Annotated in this window: 17 protein-coding genes, 1 tRNA gene and 1 pseudogene; 8 read left to right on the forward strand and 11 right to left on the reverse strand. The window is 48.7% G+C overall.

The window, feature by feature from the left end; all coding sequences use genetic code 11:
• Positions 1-16: 16 nt before the first annotated feature.
• On the forward strand, positions 17-886 hold the full coding sequence (locus EXT46_RS15995; protein WP_130148481.1) for a cation diffusion facilitator family transporter: 870 nt from the start codon (positions 17-19) through the stop codon (positions 884-886).
• 190 nt (positions 887-1,076) lie between these two features.
• Positions 1,077-1,601: pseudogene (locus EXT46_RS16000) on the forward strand (helix-turn-helix domain-containing protein); the annotation flags it as partial.
• A 348-nt stretch (positions 1,602-1,949) separates the two neighbouring features.
• Here EXT46_RS16000 and EXT46_RS16005 read toward each other — a convergent pair.
• Positions 1,950-2,034, reverse strand: a tRNA-Leu gene (locus tag EXT46_RS16005).
• Positions 2,035-2,218: 184 nt separating this feature from the next.
• Positions 2,219-3,871: an acyl-CoA dehydrogenase family protein gene (locus EXT46_RS16010; protein WP_130148483.1), complete on the reverse strand. Its 1,653-nt coding sequence runs from the start codon at positions 3,869-3,871 to the stop codon at positions 2,219-2,221.
• 143 nt (positions 3,872-4,014) lie between these two features.
• Between EXT46_RS16010 and EXT46_RS16015 the strand changes: the two genes are divergently transcribed.
• Complete coding sequence (locus EXT46_RS16015) at positions 4,015-4,515, forward strand: RDD family protein (protein ID WP_130148485.1); 501 nt, start codon at positions 4,015-4,017, stop codon at positions 4,513-4,515.
• Between the two features lie 16 nt (positions 4,516-4,531).
• On the opposite strand, the gene lptG is transcribed toward EXT46_RS16015, so the two are convergent.
• Positions 4,532-5,596: an LPS export ABC transporter permease LptG gene (gene lptG / locus EXT46_RS16020; protein ID WP_022946285.1), complete on the reverse strand. Its 1,065-nt coding sequence runs from the start codon at positions 5,594-5,596 to the stop codon at positions 4,532-4,534.
• Positions 5,593-6,705: an LPS export ABC transporter permease LptF gene (gene lptF / locus EXT46_RS16025; protein WP_022946286.1), complete on the reverse strand. Its 1,113-nt coding sequence runs from the start codon at positions 6,703-6,705 to the stop codon at positions 5,593-5,595. Before lptF ends, lptG begins: the two co-directional genes overlap by 4 nt.
• Before the next feature lie 243 nt (positions 6,706-6,948).
• Here lptF and pepA point away from each other — a divergent pair, with 243 nt between their 5' ends.
• From pepA to EXT46_RS16040, 3 genes are all read left to right on the forward strand, one after another.
• Positions 6,949-8,463, forward strand: coding sequence for a leucyl aminopeptidase (pepA, locus tag EXT46_RS16030; RefSeq protein ID WP_130148487.1), 1,515 nt, complete (start codon positions 6,949-6,951; stop codon positions 8,461-8,463).
• A 105-nt stretch (positions 8,464-8,568) separates the two neighbouring features.
• On the forward strand, positions 8,569-9,003 hold the full coding sequence (locus tag EXT46_RS16035) for a DNA polymerase III subunit chi (protein ID WP_026111300.1): 435 nt from the start codon (positions 8,569-8,571) through the stop codon (positions 9,001-9,003).
• Between the two features lie 16 nt (positions 9,004-9,019).
• Positions 9,020-11,866: a valine--tRNA ligase gene (locus EXT46_RS16040; RefSeq protein ID WP_130148489.1), complete on the forward strand. Its 2,847-nt coding sequence runs from the start codon at positions 9,020-9,022 to the stop codon at positions 11,864-11,866.
• A 117-nt stretch (positions 11,867-11,983) separates the two neighbouring features.
• Here EXT46_RS16040 and EXT46_RS16045 read toward each other — a convergent pair whose 3' ends face one another.
• On the reverse strand, positions 11,984-13,243 hold the full coding sequence (locus tag EXT46_RS16045) for an outer membrane protein transport protein (RefSeq protein ID WP_130148491.1): 1,260 nt from the start codon (positions 13,241-13,243) through the stop codon (positions 11,984-11,986).
• 230 nt (positions 13,244-13,473) lie between these two features.
• Between EXT46_RS16045 and EXT46_RS16050 the strand changes: the two genes are divergently transcribed.
• Complete coding sequence (locus tag EXT46_RS16050; protein WP_130148493.1) at positions 13,474-13,803, forward strand: hypothetical protein; 330 nt, start codon at positions 13,474-13,476, stop codon at positions 13,801-13,803.
• On the opposite strand, the gene EXT46_RS16055 is transcribed toward EXT46_RS16050, so the two are convergent.
• The 3 genes from EXT46_RS16055 to EXT46_RS16065 all read right to left on the reverse strand — a co-directional run bounded on the left by EXT46_RS16055 (position 13,763) and on the right by EXT46_RS16065 (position 16,131).
• A complete protein-coding gene (locus EXT46_RS16055; protein ID WP_130148495.1) occupies positions 13,763-15,004 on the reverse strand; it encodes an HD-GYP domain-containing protein in 1,242 nt (413 codons plus the stop codon). The two genes, EXT46_RS16050 and EXT46_RS16055, sit on opposite strands and share 41 nt — an antisense overlap.
• A gap of 87 nt (positions 15,005-15,091) precedes the next feature.
• Positions 15,092-15,427, reverse strand: a complete 336-nt coding sequence (gene rraB / locus EXT46_RS16060) for a ribonuclease E inhibitor RraB (protein ID WP_022946294.1) — start codon at positions 15,425-15,427, stop codon at positions 15,092-15,094.
• Entirely contained in the window at positions 15,427-16,131 is a 705-nt protein-coding gene (locus EXT46_RS16065; protein WP_026111301.1) for a 1-acylglycerol-3-phosphate O-acyltransferase, read from the reverse strand. The genes rraB and EXT46_RS16065 overlap by 1 nt, the downstream gene beginning before the upstream one ends.
• A gap of 260 nt (positions 16,132-16,391) precedes the next feature.
• Between EXT46_RS16065 and katG the strand changes: the two genes are divergently transcribed.
• Positions 16,392-18,554 (forward strand): catalase/peroxidase HPI, encoded by a 2,163-nt coding sequence (katG, locus tag EXT46_RS16070; protein WP_130148497.1) that lies wholly within the window; start codon positions 16,392-16,394, stop codon positions 18,552-18,554.
• 45 nt (positions 18,555-18,599) lie between these two features.
• Here katG and parC read toward each other — a convergent pair whose 3' ends face one another.
• From parC to EXT46_RS16085, 3 genes are read right to left on the reverse strand one after another with little or no spacing between them, the layout of a single operon-like run.
• Positions 18,600-20,900, reverse strand: a complete 2,301-nt coding sequence (gene parC, locus EXT46_RS16075) for a DNA topoisomerase IV subunit A (RefSeq protein ID WP_130148499.1) — start codon at positions 20,898-20,900, stop codon at positions 18,600-18,602.
• 16 nt (positions 20,901-20,916) lie between these two features.
• Complete coding sequence (locus EXT46_RS16080; protein ID WP_130148501.1) at positions 20,917-22,011, reverse strand: PQQ-dependent sugar dehydrogenase; 1,095 nt, start codon at positions 22,009-22,011, stop codon at positions 20,917-20,919.
• The gene (locus EXT46_RS16085; RefSeq protein WP_130148503.1) at positions 22,004-23,875 is read right to left on the reverse strand and encodes a GGDEF domain-containing protein; all 1,872 of its coding nucleotides are present in this window, start codon (positions 23,873-23,875) and stop codon (positions 22,004-22,006) included. The genes EXT46_RS16080 and EXT46_RS16085 overlap by 8 nt, the downstream gene beginning before the upstream one ends.
• Between the last annotated feature and the right edge of the window lie 102 nt (positions 23,876-23,977).

The following is a 23,977-nucleotide window of genomic DNA, read 5'->3' on the forward strand; positions in this document are numbered from 1 at the left end:
CACGACAGGAGTATGTATGGGGCACTCACATTCCCATAGCTCAGAAAAAATTGGCTGGGCTTTTTTCCTTAACTTTGGCTTCACTATCATCGAGTTCATTGGAGGATGGTTAACAAACAGTACCGCTATTATGGCGGATGCCGTGCATGACTTAGGTGACACATTGTCAATTGGCAGTGCGTGGCTTCTGAATAAACTAGGCACTAAAAGCGCGACCAAAGAGTTTACCTATGGCTATCGGCGGCTGAGTTTACTTGGGGCGCTGATAAACGGCATTGTTTTAATCGTTGGTTCTGTCTGGATCCTTTATGAAGCAGTGCCACGGCTGAGTAATCCAGAAATGCCAGAAACAGAAGGCATGATTGCACTGGCTATTCTTGGCGTACTGGTCAATGGCTTCGCCGCTTATAAATTACATAGTGGTAAATCGTTGAATGAAAAAGTTCTGAACTGGCATTTACTCGAAGACGTTTTAGGTTGGGTAGCGGTACTCATTGTCGCTATTGTTATGCAGTTCAAAGATTGGCCCGTTCTGGATCCAGTTCTTTCCATCGGATTTACGCTATTCATTCTGTTCAACGTTATCCGAAACCTCATCAGCACCATGAAGCTATTTTTTCAGGCGTCACCAGACAACACTCTTTTACAAAAGGTAACTGATAAACTACTTGAACTTGATGCTGTGAGCGACCTGCATCACCTGCATATCTGGTCACTAGATGGTGAGCACCATGTCGCGACAGTTCATGTCGTTAGTCGGTTTGAGTCGAAAGCTGAATACCTCGAACTTAAAGAAAATGTATCCAACGCGCTGCAAGAGTTTGAGTTATCACATACTACTATTGAAATTGAGCTAACTAGCGAAGAATGTCGGGATGCTGATTAATACAAATTTAGTATTTAAAAAATGGGCGGTGTAGCCGATATGAAACGACTTTTTACTTCAGTAATGGTCCCCCCCATTTTAATTGAATTAGTTCCGAACAGATCTGACAAAGCTTCTTGAAAAGTTGAGAGTTACCCGTTTCGATAAAGGTGCTGAATCTTTAATCAAAACAAACAAAGAGGTAACTCTCATGCTTCATACTAACAACCCAATCATTAAACACAAAGCTGGATTACTCAATCTGGCTGAAGAACTTGGCAATGTGTCAAAGGCCTGCAAAGTAATGGGTGTTTCGCGAGACACGTTTTATCGATATCAAGAATTGGTCGAAGGTGGCGGCATTGATGCGCTGATTGATAAATCACGCAGAGCGCCAAACTTAAAGAACCGTGTCGATGAAGAAACTGAAAATGCTGTCACAGAGTACGCGGTTGAATACCCCGCTCACGGTCAGGTTAGAACCAGTAACGAGTTGCGCAAACAAGGCGTGTTCGTTTCTGCCAGTGGTGTTCGTTCAATTTGGCTGCGTCACGATTTGGAAAACTTCAAAAGACGCCTGAAAGCATTGGAAGCAAAAGTCGCCCAAGAAGGCATTATCCTTACGGATGCTCAGGTTGCGGCACTCGAAAAGAAAAAGAACGATGATGAGGCTTGTGATGAAATTGAAACGATGCACCCAGGTCATCTTGGTTCGCAAGACACATTCTATGTTGGTCGAAAATCACGGCTTCAGCTAATCCGCTAGCAATCAACGCATTATCATTTTCAGTTTTTGAAAATGGATAGTGAAATGCTACTGGTTAGCTCATCAGTGTTCATTTTAAGTGTACCCAAAACATTCGTTTAGTTTTTACCTAATACTGTCTGTTTAAACTCTTTATGGGTTTATGATGGACATGATAAATGTGGTTTAAAAACTTATAGCGAACATGCCTTCCAAAGCACGTGGAGTTAAAGAAGCTCTAATAATGGAAATGCGCTAGATTTATACAGGAGTTATCAATGTAATTTTCAAATTTCAGGCATAAAAAAACCCTAGCCAATCGGCTAGGGTTATCAAAAGTGGTACCAGTGGGCGGACTTGAACCGCCACGCCCGAAGGCAACGGATTTTGAATCCGTCATGTCTACCAATTCCATCACACTGGCATCTTTTTTCTTTGACCTTCTCAACGAGAAGATAAAGAAAAACCACTTCAGAGCAAAGGCTTTGTTTATCTGCCTTCATCTCTATGCCGTGCATTATACAAAGAATGAAAAGCGCGGCAAGCGTTTTATGTTATTAATGTGTCAACTGCTGAATAAACAACCAAGCATGAGCATGGATGTTTATTCAGCACTTAGGCATAAAGCGTTTAATAATTGCCTGCATATCAACATTTTCATTGAGTGTGCCATATTGATGGTGGCTTTGGGGTGCTAAACGTGAGTGCACAAAGGCATCGGCAATTAAGGGGTCGCCGTAAATAAGCAAGGTTGCGCCCTGCCAAAGCAGGGCTAAGCTTTCCATGATTTGCCGCGCATGTATTTCAATCGCCCCTTTATCACCAAGCTGGACCTGCAATTGTTCTAACCGCTCATCGAACTGCGCATACTGGCCCTTTGCCTGCTCTAATTCTCGCAGTAAGGCCTTTAGCGTATCCGGCTCTTTATTCAGCACCCGCAATAAATCTAAACACTGCACATTGCCCGAGCCCTCCCAAATGGCGTTCACCGGGGCTTCTTTATACAAACGGCTGAGCACATTGTCGTTTACATACCCCACCCCACCGACACACTCCATGGCTTCATAGGTATGTTGTACGGCGCGCTTGCAAATCCAATACTTGCCGATTGCGGTGGCGCTGCGTACTAACGCTCGATGGTGGTGATCATCTTGGTTATCTAATGCATTAGCGATACGCATAGAGATAGCCAAAGCAGCCTCGGCCTCAATGGCTAAATCTGCTAATACGTTGCGCATAAGCGGTTGCTTGTGTAGACCTTTGCCAAAGGCCTGGCGTTCATGGGTATGCCAAATCGCTTCTTTCGCTGCTTGCGCCATCAGTGCCGAAGAGCCCAGCATGCAGTCGTAGCGCGTTAAAGCCACCATTTGAATGATGGTGGCGATGCCGCGCCCGGGCTCACCCAATAGCCACCCATGAGCACCGCGAAATTCCACCTCGGAGCTGGCGTTAGATTGATTCCCTAACTTATTCTTAAGGCGCTGGATATGCATTGGGTTCTTGCTGCCATCCTCGCGCCAACGGGGAACTAAAAAGCATGAAAGCTGTTGCTCTACCTGGGCTAACACCAAAAAGCCATCGCACATCGGCGCCGAGCAAAACCACTTATGACCCACAATCTCATACAATTGCCCCGGCCCACCCGCAGCTACAGGAGTGGCATAGGTGGTGTTTGCTCGCACATCACTGCCACCTTGTTTTTCGGTCATTGCCATCCCTATGGTCACGCCTTGCTTTTCATACCAAGGCTTATTGCTTTCATCATAGTGACGAGACAGAATCTTGGGCAGCCATCGATCGGCCACCTCTTTTTGTACCGCGATTGCTGGAACGCTGGCGAAAGTCATGGTTAACGGGCAGCCCGAGCCTGGGTCGGCGTGGCTGTGTAAAAAAGCCAGCGCCCCGCGCACCACATGCGCCCCGCTTTTACTTTCCAACCAAGGTAGCGCACAGTGACCACTTTGCACTGCATGGCGCATCAGTTGATGATAAGCGGGGTGATAATCGACTTGATCAATGCGCTCACCAAAACGGCTATGACTAACAAATTCGGGAAGGTGCTTATTAGCAAGGAAGCCGGCCTCTAATAGTGGCCCACCTATGCCTTCGCCAAAGTTGCAAAGCATGGGCGCGCCCCAACTGCCACCGAACCGCGTTAACCAGTATTGCAGCACCTTATCGGCGCTAAAGGCATTGTAATTCGCTAACGGCTTGGGTTGATTAAATACCGAGTGTGTATCTGCTAGGCTGTTGTTATTCATTTATTTTTCTCACAGTGCGGCAGTGGAGTTATGTCACTGACTATAGCAGGTCTGACCACCTTGTCGAGCGAGCACTAAGAGCGTCGCCTTTGTGCAGGGGGTTTGCTACACTGTCGCCGATTTTATCGCTTAGGAATGTTGTCATGTCTGCTGATTATGCACGCACTGGGTTTGCCCGACGTATCGCCTCATTAATTTATGATGGCCTTGTGGTTATCGCATTTGCCATGCTGACCACGGTGGTGTACTTACTTGTTGTACAAGGCGCTATCTCGCTAGGTTGGTTGAGCTTAGGTGAGGCGGAAGATGTGGCGGCGTTGATTCAACAAAATACCCTTCTCTATGTGCTCCGTGATGTGCTTTTAGTCTTAGTAAGCCTAAGCTTTTTTGGCTACTTCTGGAGTAAGAGTGGGCAAACAATCGGTATGCGTGCATGGCGTATGCAAGTGCGCCGGCTCGATGGCAGCCTTCCAGGCTTTTGGCAAAGCGCATGGCGCAGCCTGTGCGCGTTACTTGGCTTAGGCAATATCTTGGTCTTGGTTGATATAAAAAACAAACGCGCCCTGCAGGACTACTTATCGGGCTGTGAAGTGGTTACCTTAAGCAAAGAAGACAACAAGAGAATTTACCAAGCTCTAGATTAAGCACAGCAAGCGGCGTTTAATTGCGCCGCTTCAGTAGATAGCTTGAGAAGATAATAAACAACATGCTCGGTAGCACCGCACCCACGAATGCGGGGATCTGATACACCGTCACAATAGGGCCGAAGATACGGTCGGTCAGGTGGAAAGCAATACCTGTGACCACCCCCATCACAATACGCGCACCCATGGTTACGGTGCGCAGCGGCCCAAAAATAAATGACAGCGCCACAAGCAGCATCACTGCCAAAGACACGGGCTGCATAATCTTGCGCCACAATGCCAACTCGTAAGCGGTGGTGTCTTGGTCGTTGTGCTGCAAATACTGCAAGTAAGACCACAGCCCTTTGAATGACAAGGTTTCGGGCTTCACCGACACCACTCCTAATTTTTCAGCGGTGAGCTGTGAGTCGTAAAATTGTTCTTCGGCGAAGCTTTCTCTAATTTGTGCCGCATCAACATGTAATTCTTTGACTTTACGCAGCATCCAGCCACCTTCGCGATAAAGCGCTCGATCAGCAAAGGTGATCTTTTCCAGCTCTAAGTCTTTATCAAAGTGATACATACGCACGCCATTGAGTTGCCCTTGTTGGTCAACATCCTCAATATTGACGAAAACATCACCATCTTTGGCCCACACGCCTTGCTTGGCGCTGTATACATCGCCGCCGTATATAGCATGCGAACGCAGTTGTTTGGCGGTTTGCTCGGCCTTGGGTACACCCCACTCGGCCATGGCCATCATCAATAAGGCTAATACCACCGCCGTTTTCATCACCGAGGCAATGACCTGCAAGCGTGACATGCCCGCCGCCTGCATCACGACCAACTCGCTGTTTGAAGCCAAAGCACCGAGCCCGGTGAGTCCGCCTATCAACGCCGCCATAGGGAAAAAGACCACTACATCGCCAGGCACCGTATACAAGGTATATAACAGCGCATCCATAATGTCGTAGCTGCCACGCCCCACTGATTTAAGCTGCTCAATAAACTTAATGAGGGTACTGATCCCCACCAGAACCAATAGGGCGAACCCCGTGGTTTGCATAATGCTGCGCCCTAAATACCAATCGAGTGTTTTCATACTGCGGCCTCTCGCTTAGTTAGGATGGAGCGCAGCCACACGCCGAGCGGTCGCCCTTTGATAATAAGAAATGCACCAATAAACAGCGCACTAAGATGCACCCACCACAGGCCAATCGAAGGCGGAATTTTGCCATCTTCCAAGGCAAACTTAGCGGCATTCAATAAAATAAAATACCCTAGGTACAGGCTGATCGCCGGCACTAGTTTGGCAAATTTACCTTGGCGCGGGTTCACCACGCTCAAAGGCACGGCGATAAGCGTTAATAGCGGAATAGACAACGGAATGGCTAAGCGCCATTGAAACTGCGAGATAGCTTCATTGCTATCTTGCTCTAACAACTTGGCGGTGGGCACGGCTTCCAGCTTACGACGCTGGTGTTCAATGGCTTGCTCGCGGATCTGCACCTGATAGCTATCAAACTCGGTATGTTGCATGTTCAGTGCGCGGGCCTGAGTTTCGTAGCGCTGCCCCTGACGCAGGATCAACTGTTGTTCGCCGTTATCACGTTCGATCACCTGCCCTTGCTCGGCATACACAACCTGAGACTGTTGCTGGCCTTCACCACGAGGCAACTGCGCCACAAACACCTTATTTAAAACGCGTCCGCCATCGTCCATATCATGAATAAAGACCACGGCTTTTTCATTCCCTGTTTCCTGAAAGCGCCCGGCACGCAAGGCAGAAAGGCCGGCATCGGCTTGTGCCCGCTCCTTTAACTGGTATTCCTTTTCACTGGCCCAAGGGGCTAAATACAAGGTCATGGCACCGGCTAAAATCGCCAAAGCGGTGCTTGAGATTAGGGTAATACGCACCACATACCATTCACTGACGCCACAGGCTTTAAGAACCGTCATTTCGCTGTCAGCATACACGCGGCTATAAGCGAGGATAATACCTAAAAAGATACTTAGCGGCAGAATCAACGAGGCTAATTGCGGCAGCTTTAGTGCCACCATAGAAAGCACTAATTTTGCAGGAATACTGCCCTCAGATGCATCGCCTAGAATTACGACGAATTTTTGGCTGATAAAAATGGTCATTAAGGTCAAGAAAACAGCAACCTGAGACTTGAAAACTTCAGCGGTTAAGTATCGAAAAATCAGCAATGTCCGCCCCTAAAAACGTCGTGTTTCACTGGCATAGTAGGAAAATTTGAGTAAACTAGTTGTTTTAGTCACTTTATTATATGTCAAGCGCATTAAATATCATACCTAAGGCATGTAATTGTCTACACTTTAGTTAGTGGATTGATAAATGCGTAAATAGTTCACGACAATAGTAAGTAGGTGAACAGCGCCTTGGCTGGCAAACGCCCCAAGGGCTGACTTTTCCTCTAATTAGGAGTCACAATGGAATTTAGCGTAAAAAGTGGTAGCCCAGAGAAGCAACGCAGCGCTTGTATTGTAGTGGGTGTTTACGAGCCACGCCGCTTATCCCCTATCGGCGAGCAACTGGATCAAATCAGTGAAGGCTACATCTCTAACCTTTTACGTCGCGGCGACTTAGAAGGTAAGCCGGGGCAAACGCTATTATTACACCATGTACCGAATGTGCTAAGTGAGCGCGTACTACTTGTAGGTTGTGGTAAAGAGCGCGAGCTAGACGACAAACAGTATAAGCAAATCATTTCCAAAACCATTAATACCCTGAACGAGACTGGGGCCATGGAAGCGGTGTGCTTTTTAACAGAGCAGCATGTGAAAAGCCGTGATACGTATTGGAAAGTACGCCAAGCTGTTGAGACTACACAAGATTGCTTATACACCTTTAACCAGCTGAAAAGTAAAAAAAGCGACCCACGCCGACCACTGCGGAAAATTGTTTTCAACGTCCCAACGCGCCGCGAATTGCCGATTGGCGAAAGTGCTATTGAGCATGGTTTAGCTATCGCTTCAGGAGCCAAACTCTGTAAAGATGTCGCCAATATGCCGCCAAATATCTGTAACCCACGTTACTTAGGCGAGCAAGCGAAAGGCTTAGAAGAAGAGTTCGAGAACGTCACCGTTAACTTGGTCGGCGAGCAAGAAATGGAAGAGCTCGGTATGCACTCGTACCTTGCCGTAGGCCGTGGCAGTGCTAACGAGTCAGTGATGTCGGTGATTCACTATAATGGCGGCGCAGAAGGCGTGGCACCGATTGTGCTGGTAGGCAAAGGCCTGACTTTCGACTCCGGCGGTATTTCAATTAAGCCAGGCGAAGCCATGGACGAGATGAAATACGACATGGGCGGCGCAGCTGGGGTAATCGGCACCATGCGCTCCATTGCCAAAATGCAACTGCCCATTAATGTGATTGGTGTGCTTGCAGGTTGTGAAAACATGCCCAGCTCCAATGCCTATCGCCCGGGTGATATTCTAACCACGATGTCGGGGCAAACCGTCGAAGTCCTTAATACTGACGCCGAGGGACGCCTGGTACTATGTGATGCCCTCACCTATGTGGAGGCATTCGACCCCGATACCGTGATTGACGTAGCCACCCTTACTGGTGCGTGTATCATTGCCCTGGGTGCTCATGCAACCGGCATGCTCTCTAACCATAATCCTTTGGCACATGACCTTCTTAAAGCCTCTGAGCAAAGTGGCGATCGTGCTTGGCAGCTGCCGCTATGGGATGACTATCATGAGCAGTTAGAAAGCCCATTTGCTGATTTCACTAACTTAGGCGGTCGCGCCGCAGGCACTATTACCGCAGCCTGCTTCTTATCTAAGTTCACCAAAAAGTATAACTGGGCGCACTTAGATATTGCCGGTACGGCATGGCGCAGCGGCGGCAAAACTAAAGGCGCCACGGGGCGTCCTGTGCCGATGCTAACGCAATATTTGATTAACCGCGCTGGGGTATTGGATAACCCGCAAGATTAATCACTGCGATATCACTTCAAGCCCCTTTTTTAAGGGGCTTATTCATTGATGCAGGGGCGTGATTGTGTCAAAATTGGCGGATTAACGAGCCGCGTAGAGGGCGCAATGCACGCGTTATTTTACCTGCTAGAACATGCCGATGAGCCGGGCAGCGACGTACCGGCTCATTTTGATCTTGGCGCTCGCTTGGCGTGCGAGCAATATCGCCAAGGACAACGGGTATTTATCTTTGTTGATAATCGCGACGATGCTCATCTTGTTGATCAGCACCTATGGGCATTTGACGCCGATAGCTTTGTGCCCCACAACCTCCAAGGTGAAGGGCCGCGCGCCGGTGCCGCTGTGGAGATAGGGCAAACCCCGCCCGTGTCACGGCGCAGTGTACTGATCAACTTAGCATCAAGCGTGCCCGATTTTATACGTCGCTTTGATACGGTGTTTGACTTTGTGCCAGCCGATGACACACGCAAACACCAAGCACGAGCAAGATATAAGCAGTTACGCGACTTAGGCGCGCAGCTGGCAACACAAAAAGTTTAAGTTAAGGTTCTGGGCAATGGATAAAACCTATAATCCGCAAGATATTGAACAATCCCTCTATCAGAAGTGGGAAGAGAACGGCTACTTTAAGCCAAGTGGTGAGGGCGACTCATACTCAATTATGATCCCACCACCAAATGTCACCGGCAGCCTACATATGGGTCACGCCTTCCAGGACACCATCATGGATACCTTAATCCGTTTCAAGCGGATGCAAGGGAATAACACATTGTGGCAGGTTGGTACCGACCATGCTGGGATCGCGACACAAATGGTGGTCGAGCGCAAACTCGCCGCCGAGGAAGATAAAACACGCCATGACCTAGGTCGTGATGCCTTTATCGATAAAATCTGGCAATGGAAGAATGAATCTGGCGGCACCATCACCAAGCAGCTGCGTCGTTTAGGTGCCTCGGTGGATTGGGACCGTGAACGCTTCACTATGGATGATGGCTTATCTGAGGCGGTTAAAGAAGTCTTTGTGCGCCTGTATAAAGACGACTTAATTTACCGTGGTAAGCGCCTGGTTAACTGGGATCCAAAACTACACACCGCTATTTCTGACCTTGAAGTTGAAAACAAAGACAAACAAGGCCATATGTGGAATATGCGCTATCCCTTGGCCGATGGCGTCAAAACTCAGAATGGCAAAGATTACATCGTCGTCGCCACCACTCGCCCAGAAACCATGCTCGGCGATACTGGTGTGGCCGTGAACCCTGATGACGAGCGTTACCAAAACCTCATTGGCAAAGAAGTCTTGCTGCCTATCGTGAACCGCCGTATTCCTATCGTTGCTGATGAGCATGCCGATATGGAAAAAGGCACCGGCTGTGTGAAAATCACCCCAGCGCATGACTTCAACGATAATGAAGTCGGTAAACGCCACCAGTTGCCGATGATTAACGTATTCAACAAAGATGCGGCGATTCTAAGCGAAGGCGAAACCTTTACCTTTGATGGCAAACCACTGCAGTTAGACGCCCCTATCCCCGAGCGCTTCCACGGCTTAGACCGTTTTGATGCGCGTAAGCAAGTGGTTGCTGAGTTCGAGCAGGCTGGGTTATTAGAAAAGATTGACGATCACAGCTTAACCGTGCCCTACGGCGATCGCTCTGGGGTGGTGATTGAACCCCTACTTACCGACCAATGGTATGTGCGCGTTGCGCCACTGGCCGAGCCAGCTATCAAAGCCGTTGAAGACGGTGATATTGAGTTCGTACCAAAGCAATACGAAAACATGTACTTTTCTTGGATGCGCGACATTCAAGACTGGTGTATTTCACGCCAGCTATGGTGGGGCCACCGTATTCCAGCGTGGTACGACAACGACGGCAACGTGTATGTTGGACGCGATGAAGCAGAAGTGCGCCGCGAGCATAACCTCGATGACGATGTCACGCTCAGCCAAGATGACGACGTACTCGATACTTGGTTCTCATCAGCATTGTGGACCTTCTCAACCCTGGGTTGGCCGAACAACGTTGAAGACTTAAAAGTATTCCATCCGTCTAACGTGTTGGTCACTGGTTTCGACATCATTTTCTTCTGGGTTGCCCGTATGATTATGATGACTCTGCATTTCATCAAAGATGACAATGGCAAGCCTCAGGTACCATTTAAAACCGTGTATGTGACTGGCCTGATTCGCGATGAGAATGGCGATAAAATGTCGAAGTCTAAGGGTAACGTGCTTGACCCACTGGACATGATTGACGGCATCGATTTGGAAAGCCTAGTGACTAAACGCACCGGCAACATGATGCAGCCGCAGCTGGCGAAGAAAATCGAAAAGAACACCCGTAAAACCTTCGCTGAGGGTATTGAGCCGCATGGCACCGATGCCTTGCGTTTCACTCTTGCAGCCATGGCGTCAACCGGTCGTGATATCAACTGGGATATGAACCGCCTAGAAGGTTACCGTAACTTCTGTAATAAGCTTTGGAACGCTAGTCGTTACGTGCTTATGAACACCGAAGAGCAAGATTGTGGCTTCAACGATGCACAGCGCGAGTACTCGCTGGCGGATCGTTGGATTCAAGGACAGTTCCAACAAACCGTGAAAACCTTCACTGAGCACTTGGACAACTACCGTTTTGACCTTGCTGCTAACACGATTTACGAGTTCACCTGGAACCAGTTCTGTGACTGGTACCTCGAGCTAACTAAACCCGTGTTATTTAAAGGCACCGAGACCCAGCAACGCGGTACTCGCCATACCCTGATCACTGTGCTTGAAGGGCTACTGCGTTTGATGCACCCACTAATGCCATATATCACCGAAACCATTTGGCAGCGTGTGGCTCCGCTTGCAGGTATCCATGCCGATACCATTATGACCCAAGCGTTCCCTACGTTTGAGCAAGATAAAGTCGATAACACCGCGATGGCCGATTTGGAGTGGATGAAACAATTTATTGTCGCCATTCGTAATATTCGCGGTGAAATGGACATTAGCCCAAGCAAACCACTGAACGTGTTGCTTGCTCAGGCTTCTGCCGAGGATACTCGTCGCTTACAAGAAAATCAGACGTTCCTAGCCGCCCTAGCCAAGCTAGAAGATGTGACCGTGCTTGATAACGTCGACGACGCGCCAGCGTGTGCGACCGCCTACGTGGGTCAACTCGAGATCATGATCCCCATGGCCGGGCTGATTGATGTAGACGCTGAGTTAGCGCGTATTGCTAAGCAATTGGAAAAAGCTGAAAAAGGTCTGGCTCAAGTTGAGAAAAAGCTCGCTAATGAGAAGTTTGTCAACAATGCGCCTGAAGCCGTACTTGAAAAAGAAAAGTCGAAGCTGGCAGAGTACAGCGAAGCCAAGGCGAAATTGCTCGAGCAAAAAGCAAAAATCGAAAGCCTGTAAAACTATTAGGCAACAATCATAACGCGAGCTCAGGCTCGCGTTTTTTATGTCCGCGTCCCATGCAAACAAGCATAAAAAAAGCCAAGCAGTTGCTTGGCTTTTTCATCTCAGCATTGCTTAGAAGCTGTAGTTGTACTGTGCACCAACCAGGTAAGCATGGCCTTCTGATTCAAAGCCCCACTGCTGCCCTAGGTTGTCACCTTCAACAAAGTTTTGGGTTTTACCGCGTAAAATACTGGCACCTAAATCAACGCTAGACGCTTCATCGATAAACCATTCCGCACCAAAAGAGAGCCAGAAGCGGTCAGTATCTGGGATAGAGATAGACAGATGCTTCTGCGCCACTGGCGATTCATCAAAGGCTAAACCAGCACGCAATTTAATATCGTTTGTTAGCTGGTAGTCACCACCGATTGACACACGGATTGAATCCGAGAAGTCTTCGTTTTTGCTAAATACCGGCCCCTCACTCACTGGCACATAGGCTTCAAGCTTGTCAAAGCTACTCCAGCCGGTCCAAAGCACACTGTAGTGTAGGCCATAATCTTGGTTTAACTGGTGTGAGCCTGAGAATTCAGCGATCGCTGGCAGAGTTAAATCAACCGTACCAGGTAAAGTTTGCCCATTAAGGCCACCCAATGCTGCCGGAAGCTGATTGGTGTAGTCACCCTCAAATGTGAGGTCTGTTTCGCTGCGATAGTGGAAGCCAAGGCGGTTGTCACTATCTAGGTCATAGGCCAGGCCTACATTCCAGCCAAAGCCATAGTCATCGCCCTCAAGGTGAACCGCTTCTAAGCTTGCCGGTGCACCTAACGGGTTTGCGCCAAGGTTACGGACAATCTTTGCATCGGCGTACACGTGGTTAACACCCAGTGCCAAGGTAAGAGCTTCGTCCACCTTATAAGAAACCGATACATTAGAGTTAATAGTGACGATTTCAGTTTCACCAGCTAGCTGGCCTGCCGCATAATCACTGGCAAACTCAGTAGCTAAACCAAAGTTAGAGAAGGCACCAAAGCCTACTGCCACCTTATCGTTTACCGGGAGCACAAAGTAACCGGCAGGGATCACCGCGCTAGGGGCGATGCTATCGTCGTTTAACACGTTAGGGTTTAGGCCATTGTTGGTGCTTTCGCCTTCAAGGCTCACGTCTGGCTCGACATAAATTGCCGCCACGCTCAGCTGTGCCGTTTCAAATTGCGACATCAGTGCGGGGTTACGGGCAACCACAGATGCATCATCAGCAATGGCTGCTTCACCGGCGTAGGCACGGCCTAAGCCTGACGCATTTTGCTCTGCCAGCTGAAAAGCGGCAGCGAAAGATTCTGTTGATAATAGCGCCAATGAAGCCGCTAAAATTGTCTTTTTGAATTGCATACTTCTTTCTCATTGTTGTCATTTTAACTGGCATACACTAGCGTATTTCATGCAAAAAAACTGTTAAATATGGTTAACATAGCGTAATTTAAGGGCAATATTTACATAATTTTACGATTTTTAAGACTGATTAGACCTCAAACACTCAAATGATATAAATTCTCATTACCATTGACTATTTATCTAATATCGCTACACTGCGGGTATTAAAAAGTGAACAGGAATGTCCTATGGTGCTCGTTATAATGCTTATTTTGGTTGCGCTGGTGTTTTGCGCTATCAGTGTATTTGCATTTTTACGTGCGAACTACTGCGCCTGCCATCATCAAGGCGAGTGCGACAACCCGGTCAGCCAATATTGGCTTGCTTCAATGCTGGCCTCGCTGGTAAGTTTGGGACTGTGTTGTATTGCCCTGCATACGACACAAGGCACTATGGTATGGTTTATACTAACGGGGAGTTGTTTTAGTGGCGCATTAATCGCCGCTAAGCGCCAAGGAAAAAAGCAGTGTGAGCGTACTAAGGCAGCAAGTGCTCCTTTAACAAACGAGACAAATTAAGGTCAAACTCTAAGGGAGAGGTGCTACCCAAGATTTTGATATCGTCTTTGCTGATACTCAAATCGATGTCTTTGGCGGTAATGTGGTGACGGTGCTGAGTGTTATAAAACACCCTTACCTTAGGTTTGATAGGATTAGCCTCGTTGCCCTGCACTACTAATGCCAGACGCTCATTGGTAAGTTTGACCAAGGTTCCCACAGGATGGATCCCGACACATTTTATAAAGCGCTGTACTAGGGCTTGGTCAAACATCGCCTTTTGCGCTAATAAGAAACGCAGTGCCGTTAGCGGCTCCTCACCTTTTTTATAGGGCTTATCTGCCACCATTGCCGCATACACATCCACCAGCGCTAAAATACGTGCTTCACGAGATAATTTATCGGCTTTGATACCACGCGGGTAGCCGCTGCCGTCTAAACGCTCATGATGGTTAACAACCATTTCTAACATCATGCTGGAGATGTGCTTTTGCCCTTTAAGCATGGTTAGGCTCAGCGCCACGTGTTTACGTACCGCCTTGGTTTCGAGCTCAGTGAGTTTACCTGGCTTTGATAGAATTCCTTGCGGTACTTTGGCAAGACCAATGTCATGCAACAAGGCCGCTAACGCCATTTGCCGCACTTTATTAATTTCGAAACCTAAATATTTGGCAAAAATAGCGGTCAAAATGGCGCAATTCATCATATGACGCCAAGTGTAGCTATTTCTATCGCGCAGCAGTGTCAGCGCGGCCATAGCGTCTGGATTACGAAAAACTGAGTCAACAATATCATCAGCGATACCACTGAGTAGTGCCATATTGACTTGCATGCCTGAGGTCAGCTCGTTGTACATGGCACGCAGTTTACCCAAGCTTTGATCATAGCACGTGCTAGCGATGAGGAACTCTTGCTCTAACGTCGCCTGACTGTGATCACGGTCACTAAGCTTCGGCTTTTCTGCTTGGCTTGCGATATCTTGTGACTCGCCAGTGTGCTCTTTCTTAGACTTGGGTTTTAAATGCGTGGGAATGGGGATATCGCTTTGTGCGAAATCGATGGTCAGCTCTTCCACTCCCTCACTCAGCAGGCGCTTAATGATGGAAGCATCTCTGACCATGCCCCGGGTTTTTATCTTTATTGACGCACCTTGGGCCTGCTTATTTACCCGGTCAACAAACATGCCGGGTTTTAGCTCGCTAATAGGTAAGGAGATCAACATAGAGGACTGTACGAAAGCTGAATAAACTCAGATAAAATTACCACTAAATGGTAAATAAAGTCCATAAAAGGTGGTTAAAACCACCCTTTAGTCTTGGAAGTAAGTGCCCCAGCCATCGTATTCCACGCCGTTATCAGCGGCAATGGCTACCAGCTTATCAACATCTTCCATAATAACGTCGGCATCGAGCTCAGACTCAACCACCACATCAAAGCCCCAGATAGTTCCCCCTTCTTCGAGTTCCAACTCAGCCGGTTCTTCCACATCAAAGCCAGCCTTAAAAGCAGCTAACGCGGCGTTTTCTAGGGCATTGAAATCTTCACACACAAAGTGATGTTCTACCTCATATAAAATTTCCGGATTAGAGCCATCTTCAAGTAGGGATTCGACAATTTCTTCGCTAATTTCGCGCCAGTTTTCCATTATGTTCTCTCATTCAATTGCGCCAGTGTCTGAGCCATCAAGGCATGGAAGTGATCCGCATATTCGCGCGGGCTCATCGAGGCATCCAATAATTGTGGCGCCAGCATTTTGATGTAAATAGTACCATTATCCCAGCGATTTAGCTTGATGGTTTTGTGGGTATCGCTCATTACTACCGGCACCACAGGGACCTTGGCATTGAGTGCGGTGTGGAACGCGCCGGTTTTAAATGGCAACAAGCCACGACCATAACTACGGGTGCCCTCTGGAAACATCCACAGTGATAACCCGCCTTTTTTGAGCTTTTCGGTGGTTTTAGCAATGGTGGCCATCGCCCGCGAACGATTTGCACGATCGATAAGAATATTGCCCGACAACCAATAAATTTGGCCAAAAAATGGGATCCATTTTAAGCTTTTTTTACCCAAACTTACGGTATTACGCTGCAGCGCACCGGGGAGTAAAAATAGATCATAGTTATTCTGATGGTTAGCAACATAGACCGCAGGCGAACCAGTCACAATGGCTGGGTCTTTCTCAATAACAACATTCACCCCCAGCAACTTAGGCATCTTTGCATACCAGCTACCAATCACCCGCACGTTGTCACCGTGAAACGGGCGTACCAAGCACAAGATAAACCCCGCGATAAAGCTTAAGGGGACAAACACAGCCATGGCTAACAAACGCAATAAAGCCAGCACGATAAACTCCACATAACCTGAATTGTCGGCATTATACATAGACGAATTATTTTAAGCGAACACTTGTACGCTGTTATTGCTTTCTCACTAAGTGCGCTATACGTGTTGGAAAAAAGCGATGCCACGCATCGGTTTTTATCGTTTCCAATTTCGCTGTCATTAAGGCCTTATAGACTACACTTGTTTAATCTTAGTTCATCTCCACAGCTCTATAGTAAGTGAATGAATTTATTACCGTTAGATTCCTTAAGGAGGACGATATGGGTAAGTGTCCAGTGATGCACGGCAGCCAAACCACGCAAGCAAAACCTAATACTGATTGGTGGCCCAACGCACTCAACCTCGATATTTTGCATCAGCACGATAGCAAAACAAGCCCCTACGGCGAGCATTTTAATTACGCTGAGGAGTTCAAAAAGCTCGACTTAGAGGCGGTGAAAAACGATCTTAAAACACTAATGACTGACAGCCAGGCATGGTGGCCTGCCGACTGGGGCCATTATGGTGGGTTGATGATTCGTATGGCTTGGCACTCCGCAGGTTCATATCGCCTTGCTGATGGTCGCGGCGGGGGTGGTACTGGTAACCAACGCTTTGCTCCCCTTAATTCATGGCCTGATAATGCCAATTTGGATAAAGCACGGCGATTACTGTGGCCTATCAAGAAAAAGTACGGTAACAAACTCTCATGGGCCGATTTAATGATCCTTGCCGGCAACATGGCCTATGAGTCCATGGGATTGAAAACCTTTGGTTTCGCCGGTGGCCGCGAGGATATTTGGCACCCAGAAAAAGACGTTTACTGGGGTGCGGAAAAAGAGTGGCTAGCACCGAGCGATGAGCGCTACGACAATGTTGAGAAGCCGCAAAGTATGGAAAACCCTCTCGCCGCCGTGCAAATGGGGCTTATCTACGTCAACCCTGAAGGGGTTAATGGCGAACCAGACCCGCTCAAGACCGCTGCGCAAGTCAGAGAGACATTTGCCCGCATGGCCATGGATGACGAAGAAACCGCGGCCTTGACCGTCGGTGGTCATACTGTCGGCAAAACCCACGGTAATGGCGATGCCGAAATACTTGGCCCCGAGCCAGAAGCCGCCGATGTTTTCGAGCAAGGGCTAGGTTGGAATAATCACCACCAGCGCGGGATCGGTCGCGATACGGTCACTTCAGGATTAGAAGGAGCATGGACCACCTACCCAACAAAATGGGATAACGGGTATTGCCACCTACTGCTTAACTACGAATGGCAGCTCAAGAAAAGCCCTGCGGGCGCTTGGCAGTGGGAGCCTATTGATATGAAAGAGGAAGATAAGCCCGTTGATGTCGAAGACCCATCCATTCGCTGCAATCCGATCATGACCGACGCCGATATGGCGATGAAGCTTGACCCCAGCTATCGCAAAATCATCGAGCGCTTTCACAACGACTTTGATTACTTTAGCGATGTTTTCGCCCGCGCTTGGTTTAAACTAACCCATCGTGATTTAGGCCCTAAATCTCGTTACCTCGGCGCCGATGTGCCAAATGAAGATTTAATTTGGCAAGACCCTATTCCTAGTGTCGATTACGTACTTAGTAGTTCCGAGCAGGCTGAACTTAAACAGCAGATACTGGCATGCCCAGTGAGTGCCGCCGACCTTATCTGCACCGCATGGGACAGTGCTCGCACCTTTCGTAGCTCAGACTATCGTGGCGGCGCCAATGGCGCGCGTATCCGTCTGGCACCACAAAAGGATTGGCTTGGCAACGAACCTGAACGCTTAAATCGGGTACTTGATGCCTTGGCGCAATTGCAAAGCACCTTAGACAAACCCATTAGCATGGCCGACCTCATTGTTCTCGGTGGCACTGCAGCCATTGAGCAAGCGGCAAAAGCCGGGGGCGTAGATATCAATGTGCCCTTTAGCGCAGGGCGCGGCGATGCGACCGATGAGATGACCGATGGCGATTCATTCGAGCCACTGGAACCTATTCATGATGGCTATCGCAATTGGTTAAAGCAAGACTACGCCGTTCCAGCGGAAGAGTTGTTACTTGAACGCACGCAGTTGATGGGCTTAACGGCACCGGAGATGACCGTGTTATTAGGCGGAATGCGTATGTTAGGCACCAACCATGGTGGCTCCAAGCACGGTGTGTTTACCGACCGTGAAGGGGTGCTGAGCAATGACTTCTTCGTTAACCTCACCGACATGGCATACCAGTGGCAGCCTAAAGAGAATGGTCTTTATGATATTGTTCAGCGCAGCACAGGCAAAGTGAAGTGGACCGCCACCCGCGTTGATCTGGTGTTTGGCTCAAACTCTATCCTGCGCAGTTATGCTGAGTTTTACGCTCAAGACGATAACAAAGAACGCTTTGTCCACGACTTTATCAAAGCCTGGGTTAAAGTAATGGACGCCGATCGCTTCGACTTGTAAGTGACAAAGGCAGTTAAAGTAAAAAGAGGGCCAAGGCCCTCTTTTTTAATTTTCGCTAAGCGCTTCCTCGTCGGGCGCTTCGCTGGCTTTGGCGCTCAGCTCTATATCGCAGCCATCCACACGCTGTAGACCACGCGGAAGCTTATTGCCTCGGCGTCCGCGCTCTCCATAATAGTGTTCAAGGTCTGCGGGCTTAAGCGTTAGTTTGCGCTTGCCTGCATGCAAGGTCACGCTCGCACCCTCGGGAACTACGGTGAGCAACTTCACATACTCTTCGCGCGCCTGTACCTTGGCACTGGGTATAGAGATAATTTTATTCCCTTTCCCTTTGGCGAGCTTAGGCAAGTCTCGTAACGGGAACAGTAACATGCGACCTTCACTGGAAATAGCCATGCAGTAGTCTTTACTAACATCGTTTACAGCAATGGGCTGGAGCAATAACCCGCCTTTAGGCAAGCTTACCAGTGCCTTACCATTTTTGTTCTTACTGACCAAATCGGCAAATTCAGCAACGAAGCCGTAACCGGCATCACTGGCCATCAGTAACAGTTGCTCATTCTCTGCCATCACCGCGTGTTCAAGTGTGGCACCCGCAGCGATATTAAAGCGCCCCGACATCGGTTCACCCTGGCTGCGCGCTGAGGGCAGACTGTGTGCGTCGGTGGCAAAGGCGCGGCCACTGGAGTCGAGGAATACCGCCGGCTGATTGCTCTTGCCTTTGGCGCTGGCTTTAAACTTATCGCCTGCGCGATAGTTTAAGCCCTCAGCATCCACTTCATGGCCTTTGGCCACCCGCGCCCAGCCTTTTTCGGAAAGCACCACAGTGACCGACTCTGAAGGGATTAGGTCTTTTTCGCTCAGTGCTTTGGCTTCTTCACGTTCCACTACAGGCGAGCGGCGATCATCACCGTATAACTCAGCCGCTTCTTGAATTTCTTTTTTCATTAGCGTCGACATACGGCGCTCTGAACCTAAGATCAGCTGCAGTTTGTCACGCTCTTGTTCCAACTCGTCTTGCTCGCCGCGAATTTTCATTTCTTCAAGCTTAGCAAGGTGGCGAAGTTTCAAATCGAGAATCGCTTCAGCTTGTTTTTCACTGAGGCCATAGCGCTCCATCAATACCGGCTTTGGCTCGTCTTCGCTGCGAATAATAGCAATGACTTCATCAATATTTAGGTAGGCAATCATCAAGCCTTCGAGAATATGCAGTCGTGCGAGCACTTTATCTAGGCGGTACTGCAACCGTCGACGTACCGTATCACGACGGAAAGTCAGCCATTCGCTAAGAATACTGCGTAAATCTTTCACTTGGGGTCGGCCATCAAGGCCGATCATATTGAGGTTAACGCGGTAGTTCTTTTCCAAATCCGTGGTGGCAAATAAATGCGCCATCAGCGGCTCGACTTTTACCCGGTTAGAGCGTGGCACCACTACGATGCGGGTTGGGTTCTCATGATCCGACTCGTCGCGTAAATCGGCCACCATCGGCAGTTTCTTTGCCGTCATTTGGTTGGCGATTTGCTCTAACACCTTGGCGCCTGAACACTGATGTGGCAATGCAGTGATCACCACTTCGCCCTGCTCAATATGGTATTTAGCCCGCATTTTCAGTGAGCCACGGCCACTGGTGTAGAGCTTTTCAATGTCCGCCTTGGGAGTAATGATTTCCGCTTCGGTGGGGTAATCGGGTGCCTTAACCAGCTCCAGTAACTCCGCCAATTCGGTCTTGGGTTTGTCCAATAACAGACAACAGGCATTAGCCAATTCGCGCACATTGTGCGGTGGAATATCGGTTGCCATGCCCACAGCAATACCCGTTACGCCATTAAGTAAAATGTGCGGTAAGCGCGCAGGCAGTACCTCAGGCTCCTTCATGGTGCCATCGAAGTTGGGGATCCAATCAGCGGTGCCCTGGCCTAACTCTTTTAGCAGTACCTCAGAGAATTTTGACAGTCGCGCTTCGGTATAACGCATCGCCGCAAAAGACTTAGGATCGTCGGCGGCCCCCCAGTTACCTTGACCATCAACTAACGGGTAACGATATGAAAAAGGCTGTGCCATCAGTACCATAGCCTCATAGCAAGCACTATCACCATGGGGGTGATACTTACCGAGCACATCACCCACAGTACGGGCGGACTTTTTATATTTCGCCGCTGCAGAGAGCCCCAGCTCACTCATTGCGTAAACAATGCGCCGTTGCACGGGCTTCAGGCCATCACCAATGTGAGGTAGGGCCCGGTCCATGATCACATACATGGAATAATTGAGGTAGGCGTCTTCGGTGAAGCGCCCCATGGTAAGTTGCTCTATGCCTTGTTGTGACAAGGTCGTTGTTTGTGTCATTGATACTTACCCAAACTTACTTCTTGTTGTAGTGCACGCGGTAAATCGCGTTAGCGTAATCATCGGAGACCAGCAAGCTGCCATCGGCCATTTGCACCATGGCAACGGGCCGGCCAAAGGTCTCTTCGTTTTCCATAAAACCGGTAATAAATGGCTCGTAGCCAGTCACTTGGCCATCTTCTACCTTAGCCATCATCACTCGGTAGCCCGCTTTTTTACTGCGGTTCCACGAACCATGCTCAGCCACAAAAAGCTGTTTGTCATAGTCACTTGGAAATTGCTCACCTGTGTAAAAATGAATACCTAGTGGCGCCACGTGAGCACCTAAATTTAGCGCTGGCTGAGTGTAATCGGCAGCGTTTTTGCCTTTGCCGAACTCCGGATCCGGGATTGTACCACCGTGGAAGTATGGAAAGCCAAAATGTTGCCCTACTTCATCGATACGGTTAATTTCACACGGCGGAATATCATCACCCATCATGTCACGGCCGTTATCGCTGAACCACAGTTTGCCACTGTCTGGATGGAAATCGAAACCAACTGAATTACGCACCCCCTCTGCGAGGGTGGTAAGCTCTTTGCTCTCTAAATTCAGGGAGAAAATACGGCCAAATTCAGGGTCTTCTGCGCAGACGTTACAAGGCACACCGACAGGCACAATAAGCTCACCGCTGGGAGCGAAGCGAATAAACTTCCAACCGTGGTGGCGCTTATCGGGAAACTTGTCATACACCACTTCTAGTTTGGCTTTATCAAGCTTGTTGTCGATATCATCAAAGCGAATAATGCGCTCTACCTCAGCAACGTACAGTGCTCCGTCTTTATAGGCTATGCCAGAAGGCATGTTAAGACCTTCAGCAATCAGCACCTGTTTGTCGGCACGGCCGTCTTGGTCTTTATCAATTAAGGCGTAAACATTACCCGCTTTACGCGAACCGGCATAGACCACACCATTATCGGAGATGGCTAGTTGCCGCGCGTTATCAACATTTAGCGCGTACGGCTCGATGGTGAAGCCTGCGGGAACCGACAGTCTGTCGGTGATATCTGTTGCCATCGCACTGCTGGCGAAAGTTAACCCAAGTAATGCACTAACAAGTTTGTTATTCATAAATCACCTTATTTCGACCGCTGTTTTTTGCTTGATAGAGTAGTTTGTCCACGGCGCTGAGCAGCGCTTTGGCAGAGTCATAATCATTACTGCGTTGCAGTACCCCAAAACTCGCCGTTACTCGTAACTCATGATTATTGCTTTTTACTGTATCCGAGCACAAACTATTGCGCAAACGCTCTGCGATCTCAACAGCTTGCTCAAGGTCGGTGTCTGGCAACACCACCAAAAACTCTTCCCCCCCTGTGCGCCCGAGCATATCGCTCTGGCGTACCATGTAGCTAAAACGCTTGGTCACACAGATTAATACATCGTCGCCAACGCTATGCCCAAACTCATCGTTAATACGTTTAAAATGATCAATATCGCAGGCGATCACAGAAAAAGGCTGATTGTCTTGCCACAAGCTATCAACTTTATCCATGATATGGCGACGGTTTGCCACCGCCGTAAGGCTATCGGTGACCGCAAGCGCGCGAAAACGCTGTCGCAAACGATATTGTCGCCAAGAAAAAGCAAGCACGGTGATAAGCACTAAACTACCGAGAAAAATGATTCCTTGCTGTAGCCGGTGCTGTCGCTCGGAAGCATCGAGTTCTAGCTCTTGCAGCGACTGCTGCTGCGCCAAAATACGGTTATTAAGTTCTATTTGCTCGGTATCAAACTGCACTTTATGGCGCGCTTTGGCCACGGCTCCAACACTGTCGTAATGTTGTTCACTGGCCTGTATATACTGCTCTAACAAATCCACCGCTCTTGGGTAATCTTGCTGGCGCTTAGCCAACTGCGCTTTTAATTCCAGCAACTCCAAATTGCGATGGATACTGCCTTGCTCTGCTTGTGATTGCCGCTGTTGTTCGATATTGCGCAATATATGCTGAGCCTCTTCAAGGCGGTTTTGTTGCAAGCGAATACGCGCTTGCAAAAATTGATGGGCACGCTCATTAGCTGCATCTTCAACCACCCAAACCCAGTGCTCACTTTTATCTAATGCTTGGTCTGCTTGTTCGGTTTTCCCCATCTGCGCATAAGCAAGCGCCAACCCAAAGTAGGTAAAGTATTTACCTTGTGGGTCGTCGCGTTTAGCCCCAAGCGGCAACATTGCTTGAAAGTATTCCAACGCTGTTTGGGGGTCATTGAGTTCGATGTAAATAGAACCAATATTAAACAGCGACACCATTTGATCGAAGTACAAACCATGCTCGCTAAAATAATTAAGCGCTTTAGTTTGCATAGCCAATGCTTGGTCGTAATCGAACAAGTACTCATGGGTTTTCGCCATACTTGATTCAAGATACGCGATTTGCAGCTCTGAGCCGTGCTCGAGTAACAACCGATAAGCCCGAGAGAAATAGCCTAATGCTTTTATCTCTTGGTCGTTGTAAACGTAAAAAGTGCCGATGGCGCTGTACACTTCAGCTTGAAGAAGAGGGGCTAGGTCTTGGACTTGCTGCTCGGCTTGGCTGTAGAGTTCGGTAGCAGCGTCTAGCTTGCCTTGGCGGTCAAATAGTTGCGCACGGGCAAGCAACAGGAGTACTTGTTGTGACGGCCTAAGTTCATCTGCTGTGGCGGTGAGCTTATCGGTTAAACGCTGTGCGTCACTGTCTCGCCCTACAAGTAAGTAGTTGCTGACCAGCTCAAGTTCAAACGCTGCGCGTTGCAATGCACTGAGCCCGCTATGGTTATCAAGTAGTTGTTCGGTAAAGTTAACAGCTTCTACAGGGTCTTGAACGCTGTATTCATCCAATTGCTTGAGCTGCTGATTCAGCCACGCGTCGGAATACTGCTCTGGCTCGCTTGCCAGCGCCGAGCCGACAAACACAAGCAATAGTATATGCTGGCAAAGCAGTAATACGCGTTTCATAGCTATCCTTAATTTAATATGGTCTCGTTTAAATAGACCACACCACAAGTAAAGGGAAGGTGAACGGCTAACACTCGGGTGTAATGTTAGCCGTGATAGTGA

Source organism: Pseudoalteromonas sp. CO325X (genome assembly GCF_004208955.1).
Classification (GTDB): domain Bacteria; phylum Pseudomonadota; class Gammaproteobacteria; order Enterobacterales; family Alteromonadaceae; genus Pseudoalteromonas; species Pseudoalteromonas ruthenica.

What these genes read in the sequence shown, in the direction of transcription:
- katG (WP_130148497.1), top strand. Translation starts at nt 16,392, where the DNA reads ATGGGTAAGTGTCCAGTGATGCACGGCAGCCAAACCACGCAAGCAAAA.
- EXT46_RS16015 (WP_130148485.1), top strand. Translation starts at nt 4,015, where the DNA reads ATGTCTGCTGATTATGCACGCACTGGGTTTGCCCGACGTATCGCCTCA.
- EXT46_RS16085 (WP_130148503.1), bottom strand. Translation starts at nt 23,875, where the DNA reads ATGAAACGCGTATTACTGCTTTGCCAGCATATACTATTGCTTGTGTTT.
- EXT46_RS16010 (WP_130148483.1), bottom strand. Translation starts at nt 3,871, where the DNA reads ATGAATAACAACAGCCTAGCAGATACACACTCGGTATTTAATCAACCC.
- EXT46_RS16035 (WP_026111300.1), top strand. Translation starts at nt 8,569, where the DNA reads ATGCACGCGTTATTTTACCTGCTAGAACATGCCGATGAGCCGGGCAGC.
- parC (WP_130148499.1), bottom strand. Translation starts at nt 20,900, where the DNA reads ATGACACAAACAACGACCTTGTCACAACAAGGCATAGAGCAACTTACC.
- rraB (WP_022946294.1), bottom strand. Translation starts at nt 15,427, where the DNA reads ATGGAAAACTGGCGCGAAATTAGCGAAGAAATTGTCGAATCCCTACTT.
- EXT46_RS16080 (WP_130148501.1), bottom strand. Translation starts at nt 22,011, where the DNA reads ATGAATAACAAACTTGTTAGTGCATTACTTGGGTTAACTTTCGCCAGC.
- EXT46_RS16055 (WP_130148495.1), bottom strand. Translation starts at nt 15,004, where the DNA reads ATGTTGATCTCCTTACCTATTAGCGAGCTAAAACCCGGCATGTTTGTT.
- lptG (WP_022946285.1), bottom strand. Translation starts at nt 5,596, where the DNA reads ATGAAAACACTCGATTGGTATTTAGGGCGCAGCATTATGCAAACCACG.
- EXT46_RS16050 (WP_130148493.1), top strand. Translation starts at nt 13,474, where the DNA reads ATGGTGCTCGTTATAATGCTTATTTTGGTTGCGCTGGTGTTTTGCGCT.
- pepA (WP_130148487.1), top strand. Translation starts at nt 6,949, where the DNA reads ATGGAATTTAGCGTAAAAAGTGGTAGCCCAGAGAAGCAACGCAGCGCT.
- EXT46_RS15995 (WP_130148481.1), top strand. Translation starts at nt 17, where the DNA reads ATGGGGCACTCACATTCCCATAGCTCAGAAAAAATTGGCTGGGCTTTT.
- EXT46_RS16045 (WP_130148491.1), bottom strand. Translation starts at nt 13,243, where the DNA reads ATGCAATTCAAAAAGACAATTTTAGCGGCTTCATTGGCGCTATTATCA.
- EXT46_RS16040 (WP_130148489.1), top strand. Translation starts at nt 9,020, where the DNA reads ATGGATAAAACCTATAATCCGCAAGATATTGAACAATCCCTCTATCAG.